Raw genomic sequence first — 19334 nt, 5'->3', positions numbered from 1 at the left:
AATCCGCCGCTTTAGCTACTATCGTAATCATTTCTTACAGAATATTCAGTTTCTCGAGTAATTCAGGTTTATTAGCCCGGCTGATCGGTATGACCTTATCCGCAATAACCAAGTTACTTTCTTCAATATCAACGATTTTAGAAAGGTTGATAATAAAGCTACGGTGCACGCGAAAAAAGAATTTAGGATTTAGTTTTTCCTCCAAATTCTTCATGGTTGCATACACAATATGCGAGCCTTGATTGGTACGAATTTTAACATAGTCACCTACGTTTTCAACGTAAAGAATATTATCATACTCAATGCGAATATAGCGTCCTTCTGTTTTTACGTAAATTTCATTAGGATCAGTATTTTTGGGAGCCACTGGTGCTTTTACCGCGGTCTTTTTATCGATTACCTTATCTACGGCCTGCATGAAGCGAGGAAGCGAAATAGGCTTTTTCAAATAATCCGTGACCTGGTACTGAAAGGCATCAAAGGCATATTCTGTCTTGGACGTTGTAAGGATTACTGAAGGCATGTACGATAACTGATCTAACAGCTCAAGTCCATTCAATCCCGGCATTTCAACATCCAGAAAAAGAACATCTACAATTTTCTCCCTTAAGAAATTTAAACCTTCTGTAGATTGATCAAATATTCCAATAATCTCTAACTCTTCTCGCTTTTCGCACAACCGTTCAAGGGAGAGACGAGCCATTAACTCATCATCTACAATAACGCATTTTAATTTCATTGGGCAGCGGTTTTAAAGGCAAGCCTGTTTACTTCCTCGGCTAATATAATAGCCATACGGCTTAATTCTGTTTGAAAAAAGTTAATTTTTTCAGGTATGCCCTCAGGGTTGTTGTCGTGAGTTAATTGAACTTCAATGGATTTTAAGTACTTCTGTAAGCTTGTAAGGCCTACCATAGCCAGGGGAGGATTAAGCTTATGTGCTTCTCTAGCTAATGATTCCCAGTTCTGTTGCTGGACCAATGGGGTTAAATGAGTGTACTCGGGCAGCACTTCATCGCGAAATGTCTGGAACATTTCGTACGCATACGTCCATTCTTCGCCGTATAATTCATGCAGGTATACACTATCAAGTTCCGGATGATACTGCCATTTTTGTTCTTCCATCTCGTGCGTATCTGATGGAGAAAGATACATTGAGATTTTCTCCAGAAGTTGTTTAGGGGTAAAAGGTTTAGCCAGGAAATCGGTCATACCCACCTTCAGGGCTTGTTCCTTCTGTTCTTGCATTGCCGAAGCAGTGAGAGCTACAATAGGAATGTTTTGGTTAATGTTTTGAGTAGATCTAATCATAAGGGTCGTTTCATAGCCATCTAAAAATGGCATCTGAATATCCATCAGGATTAAATCAAAATTTTCGTTCTCAATGATTCGAATGGCTTCCTGCCCGTCCGTAACGATTTTATAGGATATATGCCATTTGTCGAGTAGCCCCCCTACGTACTTGCGATTCATCAGATTATCCTCAACCACGAGGATCTTCTGAGTAGTATTCACCGTAGGTACTTGATACTCCGATTTAACAAAGTTAATTTTCTTAAACGGTAATTGAAAGATAAATCGCGTTCCCTCGCCTTTTTTCGTATACACCGTTATACTCCCCCCAAGCAGATTGATCAGGTGTTTGACGAGAGCTAGACCTAACCCTGCCCCCTGAAATTTATAGCCGGTTTCGTTCGGCAGTTGTTTAAACTTCTCAAAGATTACTTCGAGTTTATCCTCATCAATTCCGACACCGGTATCCCGAATTTCAAATTGAATGGCAATGGTTTCGTTCGTCTGCTGTACTTGCTTTACTTTTAGTTCAATCTTTCCCTGTTCCGTAAACTTGTAGGCATTGTTTAGGAGCTTTGACACGATTTGATAAATCAGACGTTCACTTCCATATACTTGCCTAGCTAAATTTGGATCAATATTGAGAGATATCTCGACGTCCTTTTTATTATTTTGTAACTCATAGATCCGGTGCAAGGCGGTCAGTAATCCTTTGATATCAAATTCTTTCAACTGCACGGGAAGTGTACCATTTTCCAGAGCAGAAATATCCAAAATATCCGTTAATAAATTTTGTAATATTCGGGAAGAAGATTGAAGTATTTCTAAGTATTCTTTCTGTTCAGCACTAACCTGTGTATCGTAAAGCAAATGCGTCATGCCTATGATCGCATTCAGCGGTGTACGAATTTCATGGCTCATATTAGCAAGAAATTGCTTTTCTGCGTGTTGTGCAGCTTCCGCAGCTTTCTTAGCCAATCCAAGATCATTGAGCAGTCTTTTACGTTCAGTATTATCGTAATGAATTCCTACAGAGCCAACTACTTTTCCTTCAGCATCGTAAATAGGAGCTCCGTTTACAATTGCCCAAATAATGCTTCCATCTTTGCAACGTAAAGGTATTTCGTAACTACTGGTTTTTCCTTCAACACGAGTTTTACTTTGTGCATTCACAAAGTCAGTATACGCATCCAATAGTAATAGCTCAGAGGTATGTTTTCCCACTAATTCTTGACTTGTATAGCCTACCATTCGGCAAAAACGGTCATGAGCTCTAACGATTCGTTCTTCCGTATCGACTTCTAATATACCCAGGTCCATCTTTTCAATAATCGACCAGTAATTCTCTTCAATTTCCTTTAAGTTTTGAGGCGAAGCGTAATTCTTATTACTTATCTGAAATTTCCACACGTGCCAGTTTTCACTACCTTTTGTATCCAGCGGTATAAAGTCAATCCGGATCACTTTATCTTCAGCAATAGGGAGCGTAAAATTCTCAACAATCTGACGTTTAGGAATAAATTCCCGAAGCTGTTCTAAGGCCGTTTCGTCAATATCGAATCGACTAATATGTTCTTCAAAAATCTTATCAATGGTTTGTCCAATTAGTGCATTAGCAGCAACTTTTATCTCGAAAATATCGCAATAACTTTGATTAATATAAACAATCTCTCTAGCCTCGTTTTCAATCAACAAGCCATAAGGAAGCTGATCACTTCTAGTCCATACAATAGGTTTTGCAGTCGTGGTCTGGACGACTGCGGCTTGCTGAGCAAGGGGGTTTTGAGACGCAGGAGCTGATTTTTCGGCTTGCAGACCCTTTTCCCCCGATTTTTCTTCTGATTGATTAACGTCTTCCATCATCTGACTAATTGACGGTTTAGTAATTATTGATGGGGTCAATCCATTTTTTTGATTCTTACTTATCATTTTTCATGGTAGGTGGTGTGGCTCATTCTTTAGAATTCATTATTCCAGAACGGTACATGGGGCTCTGCAGAATATTACTAAAAATTATGTTACGAAAACCCTACAACCTGCTAGAATATTAACGAAATACATCATTAACGGCAAATCTAGATATTATTACCTAACAAAGTAAAATAATTTTTACTTAAATAATTTATCAATTAATGTTCAAGCTAAAAAAACCGTTGATTTTAAACAATATCTATTTAAAAACTCTTTGTTCATCTCTATAAATGCTCATAACGTAATCAGGCCCTTGAAATTAAAATAACTCATCAAACCGATAAAATGATAAAAAAATACTTATGTTTTTATAAGTTAATTTCATTTATTTTTTTATTTAAAAGTCCGTTTTTTACCGAAAAACCCCTGAAATGTGCAGTTGATCGAAAAGCTTGATTTTTTCATTAATTAGTATTTGATATTCGTATTATAAAATCGCTTCAAAACGGCGTACCAAAAAAAGACTCTGGTTTGTATAATTATCCCCATTGTTTACCCAAACCTCACTAGTTGTCATTTATTTCCCCCAGATACGTAAGTGATTATTCAGAGGACGTGAGATTACTGCATAAGGAATTAATCCCTTACTAGAGAAGGTAGCCAGAAGCTACCTTCTTTGTTTTTATTTTCCCTGGAAGTTTGGCTTCCGCTTTTGCAGGAAAGCACTTAAACCCTCGGCTACATCCTCGGTCTTTCCCAGTAGTTCCTGACATTCAGCTTCCCGGCTGAGCATGGTATCCAGCGTTGAGGTCATAGATTCATTCAGCAGTTGTTTTAAATAACCAATGGCTAACGTCGGAGCCTGGGCATAGTACTCTGTCCAGCGACTGACCGACTCATCCAGCTGTCCGCCGGATACTACTTCATTCACCAACCCACACCGATGACATTCCACGGCCGTTAGTGTCTTTCCCGTACTTGCTAATTCAAACGCTTGTTGAAGGCCTACTAGTCGAGGTAGAAAAAAGGTAGTACCCGCATCCGGAATCAGTCCGATTTGAATAAAAAGCTGGGCCATACTCGCATGATCAGCCGCTATCCGGACGTCGCAGGCCAGTGCCAGGGCTGCCCCTGCTCCTACCGCTACCCCATTCAGGCGGGCAATGATCGGTTTGGGTAACCTTCGCATGGTTTGAATGAGTGGTATATAGTGCTCCCGTAAGATCTGGCCCATCCCCTCGGACTCTTTTATTCCGAGTTTTAAATCACCCCCGGAACAAAAAGCCTTGGAACCGGAACCTGTTAACACGATTACGCGTATACGTTCTTCAGAATCAGCTTGTTTAAAGGCTTGGTTTAATTCCCCCAGTAGCTCAGGACTTAAGGCATGATATACCTCAGGGCGATGCATCGTAAGGTAGGCTACTTGATTTCGAACTTCGTATTGCAAGGTATTCATGAGCTTGCTATTGATCTAGTGGGCTTAACGGCATGCGGAGTAGCTGAACCATACTCAATTATAGGATTTTATAACGATTGCACCCAATCATGAAAAAATATTATTTATTCTACTTTTCACTTAATCCTTACGTCACCACTGTATATTGCCTATTTCGTAACTAGCACGGCCATGGTCTCTTATTTTCTTCAACATATTAAATACGAAAAGCGATTGAGCGAACATACGCTGACGGCGTACCGATCAGATATGGAACAACTCTCGCAGTATCTCCTAGAGAGTTACGAACTGGATGCTCCCGAAAAGGCAGACTTTCAAATGCTCCGTTCATGGGTAGCAAGCCTGGCAGAAAAGAAACTCGATAACCGCTCGATTAACCGTAAAATCGCTACGTTACGGACTTTTTACGGATTTCTGCTACGAAAACGCGTCATTACCAATGACCCCATGCTGTCAATCAAGGCATTAAAAACGGACCGTACGCTGCCTACGTTCGTTCGGGAACAGGAAATGACGACCTTGCTCGATGACATTACCTTCACCGACGATTTCACCGGCGTACGGGATAAACTCGTTCTGGAACTACTCTACGGAACGGGCATGCGTTTAACCGAGTTGATAACACTAAAGGATGCCGACCTGGATGCGTATGAGCGTACGCTAACCGTTCTGGGTAAACGTAACAAGTACCGGATCCTGCCACTGTCCGCTTCCTTGTATAAACTGATTCGTCAGTTCCAGAACTTCAAGCAGGAAACCTTCAATGGCTCCTGTGAGGATGTACTCATTGTTTCTGATTTGGGAAATAAAGCCTATCCGGTTATGATTCAACGGATTGTCAAGCGATACCTCACGCTGGTTTCTTCCCTGGAAAAACGCAGTCCGCACGTTCTACGCCACAGCTTTGCCACGCACCTGCTGAACCGGGGAGCTGACCTCAACGCGATCAAAGATTTACTGGGTCATAGTTCACTGGCTGCCACGCAGGTCTATACGCACAATTCCATCGAGAAACTCAAAGAGGCTTACCAGCAGGCTCATCCCAAGGCCTAGCCGATGATTCTTTCCGGGCGAAACAGGGTTAAGCTCCGTTTCGCCCGTCTCTTCTCTAACTAAACCTATCTTGTTCTTTATGCGAGTAACCCTGCTTTGCATCGGTCTGCTTACGGCCGGCTTTTTCGACGCATCCGCTGATCGAGTCCCTAAAAAGGATGATGTTTTTTCCAGTAAATACATTAAGGAAACGATGGTAAAAGTGACCGACTGGCAGTTGAGTCACCCGAAACACAGCCCAACCGACTGGACCAACGGAGCCTTCTATTCCGGCGTTTTCGCGGCATACGAAACCACAAAATCGTCCCGTATTTTAGATTCTTTGATGGCCATGGGAGAACGAAACCACTGGCTGCCGGGATCGCGTTTTGATCATGCCGATGACATTGCGATTTGCCAGACCTATATTGACCTGTATCGTATTAAGAAAGATCGGCGGATGATTCAGGCGACGATTGATTCCGTACAGAAAGTTCGCCGTGTACCGGGCCGGGAGATTAAAAATCACGGCATTACCTGGTGGTGGTGCGATGCCCTGTTCATGGCTCCTCCCGTACTGGTCAAACTCAGTCAGACGCTCAAGGACCCTTCGTATCTGACGCAAAATGACACCCTTTTCAAGCAGACGTACGATTTATTGTACAATTCCGAAGAACGCCTCTACGCCCGCGATGCTTCCTATCTGGTCAACAGCCAAGGTGAAGGAAAACGCGAAGCGAATGGTAAAAAGGTGTTCTGGTCACGGGGGAATGGCTGGGTCATGGGTGGTCTGGTGAAGGTGTTACAGGAATTACCGAAAAACCATCCTACCCGGGACTTCTATTTGACGCAGTACAAACAAATGAGCGACCGCCTGGCCTCCTTGCAACAGGCGGACGGCTTATGGCGTTCGAGCCTCCTCGATCCGGACTCTTTTCCGGGTGGTGAAGGCAGCGGTACGGGTTTCGATTGTTATGCCTTGGCCTGGGGTGTTAATCAAGGCATTCTGGACAAGGCCAAATTCAAACCCGTCGTACAGAAAGCCTGGCAGGGCCTCAATACCCTGCTCAATCCGGAAGGTAAAGTGGGTTGGGTACAGCCCATCGGAGCCGATCCTCGCCGTAACTTCAGTGCCGAAAGCTGGGAAGTATACGGAGCCGGAGCTTATCTGTTAGCCGGTTCGGAAGTCATCAAGATGAAATGGTAAGGGTATAAAATGATACTTAACTAAAGAAGCTCAGGTCTAAGGCCTGAGCTTCTTTAGTTATGGGGTATCTGCTTTTAATTCAGCTGGTTTTTCAGATGACGACCTTCCGCATACTCCTGTAAATTCTGGATGGTTACGCTAGCGATTTGTTGGAGTGCTTCTTGGGTCAGAAAGGCCTGGTGAGCTGTGATGAGTACATTGGGGAAACTCATGAGTCGGCCAATTAAATCGTCCTGAATGATTTGTTCCGACCAGTCCCGGAAAAACAGATGTTCTTCCTGTTCGTATACATCAATTCCCAGATACCCAATCTTTCCGGTCTTCAAACCTTCAATGACGTCTTTGGTGTGAATGAGTCCGCCCCGACTGGTATTGATGAGCATGACACCGTCCTTCATGGCGGCAATGGTTTCTTCGCGAATGAGGTACTTCGTAGCTTCGGTCAGTGGGCAATGCAGGGAAATAACATCCGACTGGCCCAGTAATTCTTCCATTTTCACGTATTCCGCCAGCGGCAAATCCGGATTTTCGACCACATCGTACGCCAGCAACCGGCACCCCAGGGCTTGCATGGTACGGGCAAAGGCGGCACCAATCAATCCGGTACCAATCACGCCAATGGTTTTTCCGTGGAGGTTAAAGCCCATCAGCCGTTCCAGCGAGAAATTCCCTTCCCGAACCCGGTTATAAGCTTTATGCGTTTTTCGGTTTAGAGCCAGAATCAGGGCCAGTGCGTGTTCGGCTACGGCCTCGGGCGAGTACGCGGGAACCCGTACCACTTTCACGCCCCGATTGCGGGCAGCGTCCAGATCCACATTGTTGAAGCCCGCACAGCGTAAGGCTATGATTTTCAATCCCCCATCGGCCAATTGATTAATAATGGACGCCGTCAGATGATCGTTGACGAATACACAAATGGCTTCGAAGCCTTCCGCCAGTTTCAGCGTATGCTCCTGAAGCGGCACTTCAAAATACGTCAGGTCAAACGTCGAGCGATAGCGGTCGAAGGATTCTTTATCGTAGGCTTTGGTACTGAAAAAGGCAATATTCATGCGTAGTTTCAATGAAAAGGTTGATCAGGCAATCGTCCAAACCGATACCCGCGTTTCCGCAAAGTTGGCAGAATGGTCGAATCCAGCAAATGATAAAACTTATCCGTACGCCTGGGGTCCGTACCGGGGTGAATCAGCAGAAAAGCTCCCTTTAGCGACTGTTGGTCATCGTAGCGAAAAAGCCGGACCAAAAGCGTATCACTGGAACGGTAATTAGGCAAGCCGGGCCAGGTATAATCAGCATTGGTACCCGTGCCGGGCGTAAAATTGATGACGTGCAGCCCCTGTTCCTGACACCAGTCCACAATCTTTTGATTATACCACTCGTACGGCGGCAAAAACCACGGAGCCTTCCGTATACCGAACGTTGCCAGTGCCTGATAGCTGGCCCGTAAATCGGTGTTAAACGCTTCCTGGGATACCAACAGGGAATCGCGATGAGTCCAGTCGCAGTAGAGCAGATGCTGGTCGGAATGGCTTCCGATGTAGTGCCCGTCCCGTTTTAAATCCTTGATTAGTTTGCGGAACTCCGGATTTCGCAGGAAAGCACCCGTCAGGAAAAAATGGCCGGGAATCCGGTTTTTCTTCAATACCCTGCGAATGTATTCCGCTCCTTCGGCCCGGTCGTGGGCTGAAAACAACAGGTAAATAACCTTCTCCTGGGGCCGATACCGGATGATGGCTCCCTCGCTATCGGTTATCGGGACTTTTTTTTTAACGCACCCTCCGCCTGCAAAGCCGACAGATAATAACTCAGGCTGGCTGTACCATCCATCGTAGGTTCATTGGTCGAGTAATCCCCGAAATCATCGTGGTATACAACCGTTGCCGATTGAAATTCAGCAAACTCGTCAGCTTCGTTGAGTTTAATACCAATGAGCTTATTCCAGATACTGCCGTAAATGGGGCCGTCTACCAAGCCTCCCGAAATCTTATAAGGGCCCAGTTGTGTGAACGACGAGTGAGGGTCTTTGGGAGCTGTACCCGATTCGGGCAGGTCGCAGATCATGCTTGTCCCCCAGGGATTACAGCCAAATAGCCAGTCGCGGAGAGCGGCTTCCAGTTCATCATACTGCGAATCTTTGGTCAGTTCGCGGTACAAACGAAGTTGCGTCAGTATACCAACGGTCAGATTATTGGAACACCAGATGAAGGGCACACCATTGAGAAAAGCGTTTTTCTGCCCCCGCTGGTATACCTTCTCAATCCCTTCTTTCATGTATTTGCGATAAGTACCCTGCTCCGCTCCGTTGTACTTTGCTCCGAAGTAATGGCCCAGATTGACAAACGGGTACCACTGGTAATGACGGGCCGTATCGGCTCCCATCCAAGGGGTCACAGGTTCGGACTTAGCGAAGTTGAAGGCTTCCTGATGATACGTCTCGGCTTTTTCCAGTTGAGCCAGCGTTGCGGCGGCCAGTTCCATATCATCCACGTAATTGTCTTCTTCGTAGAAATAAGGAGCCCGACCGGGGGCCGTCTGGGTAGTACCCGGAAACTGCTTTCCAAAAGCGTAGGCTTGCCGGGCTTTTCCGATCAGTTGTTGAGCGTACAGCGGATCAAATTTTTGCAGGACGATACTGCCCAGAGCGAAAGCGGAAGCAAATTTCCCGGCGGAAGAAGCGACGCCCTGCGTTCGGTTTTTGTATTTAAACGCCCCCTGCGGTTTTCCGGTAATAAAATACACGGGCCGGGATAAACCCTGATTACTTGCGTATCGAACCGAGTCATGGTTCGGCAGCCGAAAGCCCTGATGATCCCGGTCATCGGCAATCTGGTTGTAGTATTCGCCCGGAGCGGGGTTCATTTTCAGGAGCCAGTCAAGCCCCCATTTCGCTTCGTCCACGACATCGGGAATACCATTGGCTCCGGGATTACCCCAGGCGTCGTGCGTATCGCCAAAACTTTTCGGGTTCTTGTAATAGGCAAACAACAGTTGAAACGTAGCATTGGCCGAAGTCGGCAGGTACTGTAAATAATCAGAAGCATCGTGCCAGCCCCCCGAGACGTTCAGATGGGTAGAATCCTTTTTAGGATCCGGGTGATACACAATGAAGCCATCCGAACGGTGACAGGTATCTTTTAGAAAAGGGTTATAATTACTGCGTTGCTGCCGCATGTACTGTAACGTAAAATCTGCCGTTCCATCGTATACGGCATTGTCAATGCGAAACTCCGGCGATTGTACCCCAGCGGCTTTAAGGTAATACCGACCGGGTTTTTGAATCGTTGAAAAATTGAGCCGATAGGACGCAGCGAAAGCTCCATAACTACCGTATCCTTTCACGGTACGCAGACGGCCCGTACGTTGCTGCGTGCGAGCATCGTAGATTTCAAACTCGGTACAGGAAAGGGGTACTTTACTCACGAGCACCGCCACTTTCACCGATGATTCCAGGTAGCCTAACTGACTGATTCGAATCCAGGCTTTAGGTTGACTGTAGGCAGTCCAGGAAAGAAAAACGAAGAAGAGCAGTAGGATTCGGTTCATAGGAGATCGTACAAAAGCCCCAAGTTAAAAAGAGCCAATAGTATCCCCAAACAAAAAAGAGCGGGACACGTATGCCTCGCTCCTTCCAATGCGATTTTTTTAAATTACTTCACTGGTACAGGAAACTTATCGAAAAGTTTTGATACGGCCTTATCGATTTGCTCGGGCTGACGGCTACGTTTATTCAATACAGTTGAGCCGACCGCATCCCAGACCATTTTATTCTGCTGGGCATCTACCAGCTCCACGGACAGCGTTCCTTCTTTATATTGACCAACGGGTACGGTTTCACTTTTCCAGGAATAACGCCGTTGCCCGATGTATCGCGGAGCTTCCCGAATGTCGGTCTGACGGGTCTGCGTTTTCTCCTGAATCACCAGTCCAATGTTGATCAGCAAGTCTGGTTTCCCATAGGTCTGATACCCGCGGGCGTTCATTTCCCGGGCAACGGCCTGTTTAATTTCATTCATGGCAGTATTCGTCACCGAATCCCGTTCGGCTCCCTGTAACTCCACATCCATGAAATTGTAGGTCTTATAGGCTTTCAAATCTGCCTGATCGTCGGTACGGCTTTTCACATTCGAGTACGAACAGGACGTCAGGACTGCTCCTAAGGCTAAGGTGGTAAGTATTCTCATGGCTGATGCTCTTTCTTTGTTTAAAGACAACACTAAAAAAACCTGTACTCATCTGCTTTACACTGACTTGAGCTAGTAACTCCAATAATGATTCTGAATCCTTAAAAAACTGAGGTTGTTTTTTCCCATACGTTCATTTACGATACTCAGCGCCACTAGTAATCGTCTAGCCTCAATCTGGCTGGAATGATTTTCTTTTTACCCCGGTACATATTTCACCAAATGCATCGCTATGAAAACAACGGAACAAACGGCTCTGATCACCGGAGCCTCCAGTGGAATCGGTTACGAACTCGCCAAAGTCTTCGCCCAAAACGGTTATAATCTGGTACTGGTGGCCCGTAATACGGATCGTCTCAACGAAATCGCCAATGAATTACGTGACCAGCACGGACTGGAAACGGTGATTGTCATCGGAAAAGATCTGACACAGCCGAATGCTCCCCAAGAAGTATACGATGAAGTCAAAGGCTTTGGTGTAGACATTAATATCCTCGTCAATGACGCGGGTATGGGTGAATACGGCCTTTTTGCTACCGAAACGGATCTGGACAAAGAACTGTCCATCATCAAACTTAACGTGGTAGCTCTGGTACATTTGAGCAAGCTGTTCCTGAAAGATATGGTACGCGTGAACGAGGGTAAAATCCTGAACCTTGCCTCCGTGGTATCGCTCATGCCTAATCCGTACATGGCCGTTTACGGGGCTACGAAAGCCTTTGTTCTTTCCTTCACCGAAGCTTTACGCAATGAATTAAAAGACACGAGCATTACCGTGACTGCGTTGCTGCCCGGTGCTACCAATACTGATTTCTTTAATAAAGCTGGAGCCGAAGGTACGCGGGCTCATCAACAGGCTCAGACCGCCGATCCGGCGAAAGTAGCCGCTGATGGGTACGCCGCTCTGATGAAAGGCAACGATAAAGTAGTTTCCGGCCTGATGAACAAAACGCAGGCTCTGTTATCCAACGTTCTCCCCGATCAGCTGACGTCCCAGACCATGCGAAAACTAATGGAACGTCCCGACGAGTCGGAAGAATCCAAAACACCTTCGACGGCATCCACACTGATCTCACTGGCCGTGATTGCCGGAGGTCTGTACTGGGCTTATACTAAATACGGATTACCCGGCGTATTGAAGAAAGTAAATATCGAATAATGGGAGTGAATCCCTTATATACTAAGTAGGCAGCCCGCATTGGGCTGCCTTTTTTGCGTATTTTCAAGCCATTCTGACGTAGATTCAGTAAGAACGGTACGATTTTTAAGTCAAAAAGACATAGGCTCGCTTGTGGTAAGTATTTTTTTGACTAGTAGTAAACCTATTGAAGATACAGCCATGAATTTCAATCAGTATACTATTAAAGCTCAGGAGGTTGTCCAGCAGGCGGTGCAGATTGCCCAGGGTAATCAGCAGCAAGTGGTGGAAACGGGTCACGTACTCAAGGCCCTCCTGGAAGAAGACCCCAATACGATGGGTTTTCTAACGAAAAAACTAGCAGTTAATACGGCTACCTTAAACAGCCGTCTGGAAAATATTTTGGCTAGCTACCCCAAAGTTTCGGGTGGACAGCCGTACTTGGGGAATGATCTGCAAACGGCCTTTAACAAGGCTCAGTCGTACCTGAGAGAGTTTGATGATGAATACGTCAGCATTGAATTAATTCTACTTGGACTGGCTACGGGTAAAGATGCCGTCGCTACGCTGCTGAAAGAAAGTGGCTTCCAGGAGAAAGAATTAATCGCTGCTGTTAAAGAACTCAGAGGAAAAAATAATCCCGTGAAAGACCAAAACGCTGAAGCGAAGTATCGTTCGCTGGAACGCTACTCCAAAAACCTGAACGAACTGGCCCGCCAGGGCAAAATTGACCCGGTTATTGGCCGGGACGAAGAAATTCGCCGGGTCCTGCAAATCCTTTCGCGTCGTACCAAAAACAACCCGATTTTGCTGGGTGAACCCGGGGTCGGTAAGACGGCCATTGTGGAAGGTCTAGCCCAACGGATTGTACAGGGCGACGTTCCCGAAAACCTGAAAGATAAAATCATTGTCTCTCTGGACATGGGTCTGCTCATTGCGGGAGCCAAGTACAAAGGTGAATTTGAAGAACGTCTCAAATCGGTTATTAAAGAGGTGACGGATTCCAATGGTGAATTGATTTTGTTCATCGACGAAATTCATACGCTGATTGGTGCCGGTGCGGGTGGCGAAGGAGCCATGGACGCCGCTAACTTGTTAAAACCGGCCCTGGCCCGGGGTGAGCTGCACGCCATTGGAGCGACCACCCTTAAGGAGTACCAGAAATACATCGAGAAAGATAAAGCTTTGGAACGCCGCTTCCAGGCAGTATTGGTGGACGAGCCGGATGAACCGGATGCCATCTCGATCCTGCGGGGTATTAAGGAAAAGTACGAACTCCACCACGGGGTACGGATTCAGGATGATGCCGTCATTGCCGCCGTCGAATTATCAAGTCGGTACATTTCGGATCGGTTCCTGCCCGATAAAGCCATTGACCTGATGGACGAAGCGGCCGCGAAATTACGGCTGGAAATGGACTCCGTACCGGAAGAGCTCGATGAGCTGAACCGCCGGATCATGCAGCTGGAAATTGAGCGGGAAGCCATTCGCCGGGAAAACAATAAAGACAAGGAAACGTCCCTGTCGAAAGAAATCGCCGACCTGAACGAATCCCGTAACGAGCTGAAAGCTCGTTGGGAATCAGAGAAAGAGGCCGTCAACGAAGTCCGTACCCTAAAGGAACAACTCGATCAGTTGAAGCTCGAAGCCGATCAGGCCGAGCGGTCGGGTGATTACGGTAAAGTAGCCGAGATTCGCTACGGTCGCATTCCGGAAGCTCAGAAACGCCTCGACGATGTGCAGGCTTCGGAAGACAATCAGTCTGGTACGATGCTGAAGGAAGAAGTAACCCCCGAAGATATTGCCGAGGTGGTTGCTAAATGGACGGGCATTCCCGTTTCCAAAATGCTCCAGTCGGAACGCGAAAAACTGCTGGGTCTGGAAAAAGAACTGCACAAACGTGTAGCCGGTCAGGACGAAGCCATCGAAGCCGTAGCCGACGCCGTACGCCGCAGTCGGGCCGGTATGCAGGACCCCAAACGCCCCATTGGTAGTTTCCTCTTCCTCGGACCCACGGGCGTAGGTAAAACGGAGCTGGCCAAAACGCTGGCGGATTACCTCTTCAACGACGAGAACGCTCTGGTACGGATTGACATGAGTGAGTACCAGGAACGCCATACGGTAAGCCGTCTGGTGGGAGCTCCTCCGGGATACGTTGGGTACGACGAAGGCGGTCAGCTCACCGAAGCCGTACGCCGCAAACCATACTCGGTAGTACTGCTGGATGAGATTGAAAAGGCTCACCCCGATGTCTGGAACATCATGCTTCAGGTACTCGACGATGGCCGCCTGACGGACAACAAAGGTCGCGTGGCTAACTTCAAGAATACCATTATCATCATGACCTCCAACATTGGTAGTCAGATCATTATGGATAAATTCAATGAAGATGAAGGCTGGAACCATACACTAGTCGTGGAAGAAGCGAAAAGTGCCGTAATGGATCTGCTGAAAGCCAGCGTACGACCGGAGTTCCTGAACCGAATTGATGAGATCGTACTCTTTGAACCCCTGAATACCAAAAACCTTCGCAAGATTGTGGGTATTCAGTTCCGGCAAATCCAGCGTCGTTTGGCCGAGCAGGGTATTACCCTCGAATCGACCGATGAAGCACTGGAGAAAATCGCGGAAGAGGGTTACGAACCCAGCTTTGGTGCTCGTCCGCTGAAACGGGTGTTACAGAAACGAATTCTCAATGCCTTGTCGAAGGATATTCTGGCGGGCACGGTTGGAAAAGATTCCGTCATCCTGATGAATCTAGCCGATGATGGCTCCATTGCCTTTGAAAACGTAGATGGAACATTGGAGGTCTAAAGCCTGCAAAAATTGACAAAAAATCCCTGAACTCTTCTCAGGGATTTTTTTGTTATTTTCAAATAGAACCAGCAAGCACACCTTGGATTGTTTGCAAACGTCGGGGTTTCTGCTTTCTTTGTACAAATCAAGCGAAGGCCTCTAGTTAAAACGGCTTCTTTAACGATACTAAATCGGGTATATATTTTTTAGTTTACGGTGTTGATCGGTAATAACGCCTATTTATAGATTTACATCTGCTGGATTCTGGAATAACCCATAACTTTCTGAACTTTGCATTTCTACGAATTTAATCTCCACGACGACACGCTCGATGCCGTGGATTCCATGAATTTTCACCAGGCTACTCCGATCCAGGAAATGGCCATTCCCAAAATATTGAAAGGTAGTGATCTACTGGCTTGTGCCCAAACAGGTACAGGTAAAACCGGAGCTTACCTGATTCCGATTCTTGACCGTGTACCGGACTATCCCAAAGGTCAAATCAGCACGCTGATTCTGGTTCCCACGCGGGAACTGGCCCAGCAAATAGATGAGCAAGTGCAGGGCCTCGGCTATTACGTAGATGCGACGAGTATTGCTATTTACGGAGGTAACAAAGGGCCCGAATGGGAGCAACAGAAAAAAGCCCTGACGCAGGGAGCCGACGTTATTATTGCTACGCCCGGACGTCTGATTGCTCACCTGCAACTGGGATACGTGAAGTTCGATCAGCTCAAAACGCTGATTCTGGACGAAGCGGACCGCATGCTGGATATGGGCTTTATCGGGGATATTATGAATATTCTCAAGCACCTGCCCGCCCAACGGCAAACGTTGCTGTTCTCGGCTACCATGCCACCCAAAATTCGCGATCTGGCCCGCCGGATTATGCATCAGCCCGAAGAAATTAATCTGGCTGTATCCAAGCCCGCTGAAGGGATTGATCAGCAGTTTTATCTAGCCGGGGATGCTCAAAAAGTGCCCTTGCTGATTCATCTGATGCAGTCGGTCGAGAACCCGAGTATGGTGCTTTTCACGTCTCGCAAGTCGGAAGTGAACGTCATTGTACGGGCTTTGAAGAAAATGAAGTGGGATGCCCGCGGCATTTCTTCCGATTCAGAGCAGGGCGAACGCGAAACCATTTTACGGGATTTCAAGAATCGGGCCTTCCCAATTCTGGTGGCTACGGATGTGCTTTCGCGGGGGATCGACATTGATAACCTGAGCCACGTAGTAAATTTTGACGTTCCCCGCGATCCCGAAGATTACGTACACCGCATCGGACGTACGGCTCGGGCCGCAGCTAAAGGTACGGCCATCACGTTCATCAACGATCAGGATCAGCATCGCGTCGTTCGCATTGAACGCTTACTGGAAAAAGAACTCGAAAAACGATCGATCACCGAAGGGCTAGGTCTTGGTCCTGCACCGCTCTGGGATCCTAAAAAAGATCGTGGTAATAAGAAGAAAACGACCGCTCCGCAAACGTCTTCTTCCGCCGAAAAGCCCAAACGTTTCTTCAACAAGAAAAAGAAAACAGGTCCGGCTAAAACGCAGGGTTAAGAGTTAAAGAAGAGCTTCGTTTCGGCTCACGCGTTATAAAATAGGTCATTCAATAAAAAGAGGTACGGCTTTGGGGCCGTACCTCTTTTTATTGAATGCTGATCTTCTGTCGGTACCGCAGGCTCTCCCCCATGGGGCAGCCTTTGAGTATAAACAAAGCCAGTCGGCTAAAATTCCGGTGTTTATAAAACTTCTTGCCGTTTTTGAAGGCGTAAAACAACTGAAAAAGTACGACAGCCGGGTACGAATGGTGCTTACGGAAATAATGAAACAGTGAAATGTGATACTCCCGAATAATCTCGTAGCAGGGAGCCGTGCTCTGCCCTTCCAGGTGAATGTACTCCGCCTCGGGTACCAGATACAGCACTTTGCCAATCGCGTGCATTTTGCGGGCCAGATCCTCCTCTTCTACGTAGAGAAAATGAGTAATGTCAAACCCACTAACTTCCCGAAAATCCGTTGCTCGGATGAATAGCGTACTGCCCATAATGAAGGGTACTTCCAGCGGCTCCTGATAGGCTTTAAGGGCCGGGTGCTGCTCGGGACGATACCATTTCATGAAGCCGTGACCGAGGTATTTCAGTCCCAACGAAGGAAAATACCCAAAGGAATACCGCAGCTCCCGATTGGGCTTAAACATCTGGGCTCCCACGATACCGGCGTTGGGATGTTGCTCCATGAAGGTTGCCAGAATCGTGCATACATCATTCAGCAGCAGACAATCATTATTTAAAAAATAGTAATAGTCGGTTTCAGGATCCGCGTACTGTACACCCATCATATTTCCCCCCGAAAAACCCAGATTGATCCGGCTACGTACCAGGGTCAGATTCGGAATATCCCGCAGCGGTTCCAGCTTCAAGTAATCTTCATACCGTGAGTTATTATCAACCACCACAATTTCGTAGTTCGGCCACTGGGTATGGTTTCGAATCGATTCAACGCAATGGAGGGTAAGCTGACTGGTATTATAATTTAAAAGAATAATGGAAATAGACGGATGATGCATTAGGGTGTAGAATAAAAGCGTTGGCTGATGAAGCAGGCCTGTCAACGTACAAAGACCGGGTATGAGCGAGCCAGTGGCTCGGGCTACGCAGAATGATTAAGTGAGAAGTATTGCCGTCAATTCGTTTTTATTTAATCCTACAAATTAACAACCAATTTAGCTAGGAAGCCAATGGTTGAGCGTACAATCCCGTAAGAATTCTGGGGCTTCAAGCAGCCTCTCCCCCAGAACATTTTAGCCCATACCCTGTTCTATTCGTATATGTTTCGTTCGTGTAACTCTCCGATTCGCTTTTTAAACTATTGGCAGTCGTTCCATAGGCAAGTACTGGTTTTGGCCGGATTGCTGGTAGTAGGCCCAGCCCTGGCCCAGGAAGAGAAACGCCCTTCGATGGTCCGGCGGATCTTTAACAAACTCATTGCGGATAGTACGGCTCCGGGGAAACCTAGCTTTCGGCTATATCCAACGCTGGCGTATGCTCCGGAAACCAGCGTAGAGATTGGGTTTTCGTCCATGTATCTGTATCAGGCCAAAGGCGATACGCTGAATCGGCTGAGTGAGATTACGGCCTTTACCTTCGTGACTCTACAGGCTCAGTATGGCATCTGGCTCGATAACGCGATTTACGGGGACAAGGATAAATGGTTTCTGCTGGGACGCGTGCGATTTCAGCGGTTTCCGCTTCTCTACTATGGCAACGGTCCGGATACACCCGGTGATCATCCGGCCATTGTGGACGCCATGTATCTGATTGCGAGGCAACGATTACTGCGAAAAGTGGTACCCAATTTTTTTGTTGGACCGCAGGTAGATGTTCAACATCTCTACAATGCTGATTTCCAGCAACCCCGTGAAGGACAGGCGTACCCCTTGCCGCTTGGTGCGGAAGGGTCAACCAATGTAGGTTTGGGCCTGGGGGTTGTTTACGATAACCGGCATAATGTACTGAACGTACGGAAGGGATTGTTTACGGAACTGGGTTTTCTTTCCTACCGAAAAACCTGGGGCAGTAGCGAGAACTTTTTTGGCATTACTTTCGATAACCGACTGTATCGACCCCTTAATCAACGAAACGTATTTGCCTGGCAGGTATACGGAAGCTTCATGTCGGGGAACGTGCCATTCAACTTAAAGTCACTGCTGGGTGGGGATATGATCATGCGGGGCTATTACCAGGGCCGCTACCGCGACGACCAGCTCCTGGCCACTCAGGTAGAACATCGCTGGTTGCCTTTTAGCTTTAGCCGACGTATTGGCGGAACCGTTTTTGCATCAGCGGGCATGGTAGCCCCTCGGCTGGGCGAACTCAACTTCAAACTCGTCCGCTATACGGGTGGCGTAGGACTGCGGTACTTACTTTTCCCGAAAAAGGATATTTTCCTGCGAATGGACATGGGTCTGACCAACGAAGGGCCCGGCTTTTACATCATGACGGGCGAGGCTTTCTAAGCCAGATCAATCTTACGACTTTCCTCCAGACCCGCTACCCCCGCCAACTGCCGTACGGCGTCGGCGTTACGGGGATCGAGGCTTACCACCCACACGTTAATTTCACTGAGTTTTTGAGTAACAGTACCATTCAGCTTTTGAATGGCGTCTTCCAGTACCTGGGTCTGACCGGGCTGGATGGACAGAATGTATTCTTTCATTGACGTAGTAATCGTTTAAAGGGTTTCTCTCTCGTTATTCTTCCGTCCCTAAATCTACACCCACCCCATCGCCTCGTAGTCACTCTTATTCAAACC

Annotated in this window: 15 protein-coding genes; 6 read left to right on the top strand and 9 right to left on the bottom strand. The window is 47.0% G+C overall.

The genetic code is table 11. The annotated features are described in order from the left end of the window. Positions 1-34: 34 nt before the first annotated feature. The 3 genes from C5O19_RS08340 to C5O19_RS08330 form a co-directional block, all read right to left on the bottom strand. On the bottom strand, positions 35-739 hold the full coding sequence (locus C5O19_RS08340; protein ID WP_104711262.1) for a LytR/AlgR family response regulator transcription factor: 705 nt from the start codon (positions 737-739) through the stop codon (positions 35-37). Beyond that, complete coding sequence (locus tag C5O19_RS08335) at positions 736-3156, bottom strand: PAS domain-containing hybrid sensor histidine kinase/response regulator (RefSeq protein ID WP_165795968.1); 2421 nt, start codon at positions 3154-3156, stop codon at positions 736-738. The genes C5O19_RS08340 and C5O19_RS08335 overlap by 4 nt, the downstream gene beginning before the upstream one ends. Before the next feature lie 730 nt (positions 3157-3886). Next, a complete protein-coding gene (locus C5O19_RS08330; protein WP_104711258.1) occupies positions 3887-4663 on the bottom strand; it encodes an enoyl-CoA hydratase/isomerase family protein in 777 nt (258 codons plus the stop codon). 171 nt (positions 4664-4834) lie between these two features. On the opposite strand from C5O19_RS08330, the gene C5O19_RS08325 reads away from it, so the two are divergent. Together C5O19_RS08325 and C5O19_RS08320 are read left to right on the top strand one after the other, a co-directional pair. Next, the gene (locus C5O19_RS08325) at positions 4835-5716 is read left to right on the top strand and encodes a tyrosine-type recombinase/integrase (protein ID WP_104711256.1); all 882 of its coding nucleotides are present in this window, start codon (positions 4835-4837) and stop codon (positions 5714-5716) included. Between the two features lie 79 nt (positions 5717-5795). Next, entirely contained in the window at positions 5796-6902 is a 1107-nt protein-coding gene (locus C5O19_RS08320; RefSeq protein WP_207766393.1) for a glycoside hydrolase family 88/105 protein, read from the top strand. Between the two features lie 74 nt (positions 6903-6976). Here the strand turns inward: C5O19_RS08320 and C5O19_RS08315 are convergent, their stop codons facing one another. From C5O19_RS08315 to C5O19_RS08305, 4 genes are all read right to left on the bottom strand, one after another. Continuing rightward, positions 6977-7954, bottom strand: a complete 978-nt coding sequence (locus C5O19_RS08315) for a 2-hydroxyacid dehydrogenase (RefSeq protein ID WP_104711255.1) — start codon at positions 7952-7954, stop codon at positions 6977-6979. Between the two features lie 8 nt (positions 7955-7962). Next, a complete protein-coding gene (locus C5O19_RS26245) occupies positions 7963-8595 on the bottom strand; it encodes a polysaccharide deacetylase family protein (protein WP_243406360.1) in 633 nt (210 codons plus the stop codon). A gap of 56 nt (positions 8596-8651) precedes the next feature. After that, a complete protein-coding gene (locus C5O19_RS08310; RefSeq protein ID WP_243406359.1) occupies positions 8652-10445 on the bottom strand; it encodes a glycoside hydrolase family 9 protein in 1794 nt (597 codons plus the stop codon). 104 nt (positions 10446-10549) lie between these two features. Beyond that, positions 10550-11083 carry a DUF4136 domain-containing protein gene (locus C5O19_RS08305; protein WP_104711253.1) on the bottom strand — a complete coding sequence of 178 codons (534 nt, stop codon included), beginning with the start codon at positions 11081-11083 and terminating at the stop codon, positions 10550-10552. A gap of 232 nt (positions 11084-11315) precedes the next feature. On the opposite strand from C5O19_RS08305, the gene C5O19_RS08300 reads away from it, so the two are divergent. The 3 genes from C5O19_RS08300 (at position 11316) to C5O19_RS08290 (ending at position 16580) form a co-directional block, all read left to right on the top strand. Beyond that, positions 11316-12242, top strand: coding sequence for an SDR family NAD(P)-dependent oxidoreductase (locus C5O19_RS08300; protein ID WP_104711251.1), 927 nt, complete (start codon positions 11316-11318; stop codon positions 12240-12242). A 180-nt stretch (positions 12243-12422) separates the two neighbouring features. Beyond that, positions 12423-15035: an ATP-dependent chaperone ClpB gene (gene clpB / locus C5O19_RS08295; RefSeq protein ID WP_104711249.1), complete on the top strand. Its 2613-nt coding sequence runs from the start codon at positions 12423-12425 to the stop codon at positions 15033-15035. Between the two features lie 273 nt (positions 15036-15308). Further along, positions 15309-16580 carry a DEAD/DEAH box helicase gene (locus tag C5O19_RS08290; protein WP_243406358.1) on the top strand — a complete coding sequence of 424 codons (1272 nt, stop codon included), beginning with the start codon at positions 15309-15311 and terminating at the stop codon, positions 16578-16580. A gap of 88 nt (positions 16581-16668) precedes the next feature. On the opposite strand, the gene C5O19_RS08285 is transcribed toward C5O19_RS08290, so the two are convergent. Further along, positions 16669-17589, bottom strand: a complete 921-nt coding sequence (locus C5O19_RS08285) for a glycosyltransferase (protein ID WP_102199865.1) — start codon at positions 17587-17589, stop codon at positions 16669-16671. A gap of 261 nt (positions 17590-17850) precedes the next feature. Between C5O19_RS08285 and C5O19_RS08280 the strand changes: the two genes are divergently transcribed. Beyond that, positions 17851-19038, top strand: a complete 1188-nt coding sequence (locus C5O19_RS08280; RefSeq protein ID WP_243406357.1) for a BamA/TamA family outer membrane protein — start codon at positions 17851-17853, stop codon at positions 19036-19038. Here the strand turns inward: C5O19_RS08280 and C5O19_RS08275 are convergent. Beyond that, positions 19035-19238, bottom strand: a complete 204-nt coding sequence (locus tag C5O19_RS08275) for a hypothetical protein (RefSeq protein ID WP_104711247.1) — start codon at positions 19236-19238, stop codon at positions 19035-19037. The two genes, C5O19_RS08280 and C5O19_RS08275, sit on opposite strands and share 4 nt — an antisense overlap. Positions 19239-19334 lie beyond the last annotated feature (96 nt).

Origin of the sequence: Siphonobacter curvatus, from assembly GCF_002943425.1 — a bacterium.
GTDB classification, from domain to species: domain Bacteria; phylum Bacteroidota; class Bacteroidia; order Cytophagales; family Spirosomataceae; genus Siphonobacter; species Siphonobacter curvatus.
The sequence above is the reverse complement of the archived record's forward strand: the minus strand, read 5'-3'. Positions and strand labels throughout refer to the sequence as shown.

Bases quoted from the DNA above. Each gene is read 5' to 3' on its own strand.
- C5O19_RS08325 (WP_104711256.1), top strand. From the start codon at position 4,835: ATGGTCTCTTATTTTCTTCAACATATTAAATACGAAAAGCGATTGAGC.
- C5O19_RS08280 (WP_243406357.1), top strand. From the start codon at position 17,851: ATGTTTCGTTCGTGTAACTCTCCGATTCGCTTTTTAAACTATTGGCAG.
- C5O19_RS08285 (WP_102199865.1), bottom strand. From the start codon at position 17,589: ATGCATCATCCGTCTATTTCCATTATTCTTTTAAATTATAATACCAGT.
- C5O19_RS08315 (WP_104711255.1), bottom strand. From the start codon at position 7,954: ATGAATATTGCCTTTTTCAGTACCAAAGCCTACGATAAAGAATCCTTC.
- C5O19_RS08275 (WP_104711247.1), bottom strand. From the start codon at position 19,238: ATGAAAGAATACATTCTGTCCATCCAGCCCGGTCAGACCCAGGTACTG.
- C5O19_RS08310 (WP_243406359.1), bottom strand. From the start codon at position 10,445: ATGAACCGAATCCTACTGCTCTTCTTCGTTTTTCTTTCCTGGACTGCC.
- C5O19_RS08335 (WP_165795968.1), bottom strand. From the start codon at position 3,156: ATGATGGAAGACGTTAATCAATCAGAAGAAAAATCGGGGGAAAAGGGT.
- C5O19_RS08340 (WP_104711262.1), bottom strand. From the start codon at position 739: ATGAAATTAAAATGCGTTATTGTAGATGATGAGTTAATGGCTCGTCTC.
- clpB (WP_104711249.1), top strand. From the start codon at position 12,423: ATGAATTTCAATCAGTATACTATTAAAGCTCAGGAGGTTGTCCAGCAG.
- C5O19_RS08300 (WP_104711251.1), top strand. From the start codon at position 11,316: ATGAAAACAACGGAACAAACGGCTCTGATCACCGGAGCCTCCAGTGGA.
- C5O19_RS08320 (WP_207766393.1), top strand. From the start codon at position 5,796: ATGCGAGTAACCCTGCTTTGCATCGGTCTGCTTACGGCCGGCTTTTTC.
- C5O19_RS08305 (WP_104711253.1), bottom strand. From the start codon at position 11,083: ATGAGAATACTTACCACCTTAGCCTTAGGAGCAGTCCTGACGTCCTGT.
- C5O19_RS08330 (WP_104711258.1), bottom strand. From the start codon at position 4,663: ATGAATACCTTGCAATACGAAGTTCGAAATCAAGTAGCCTACCTTACG.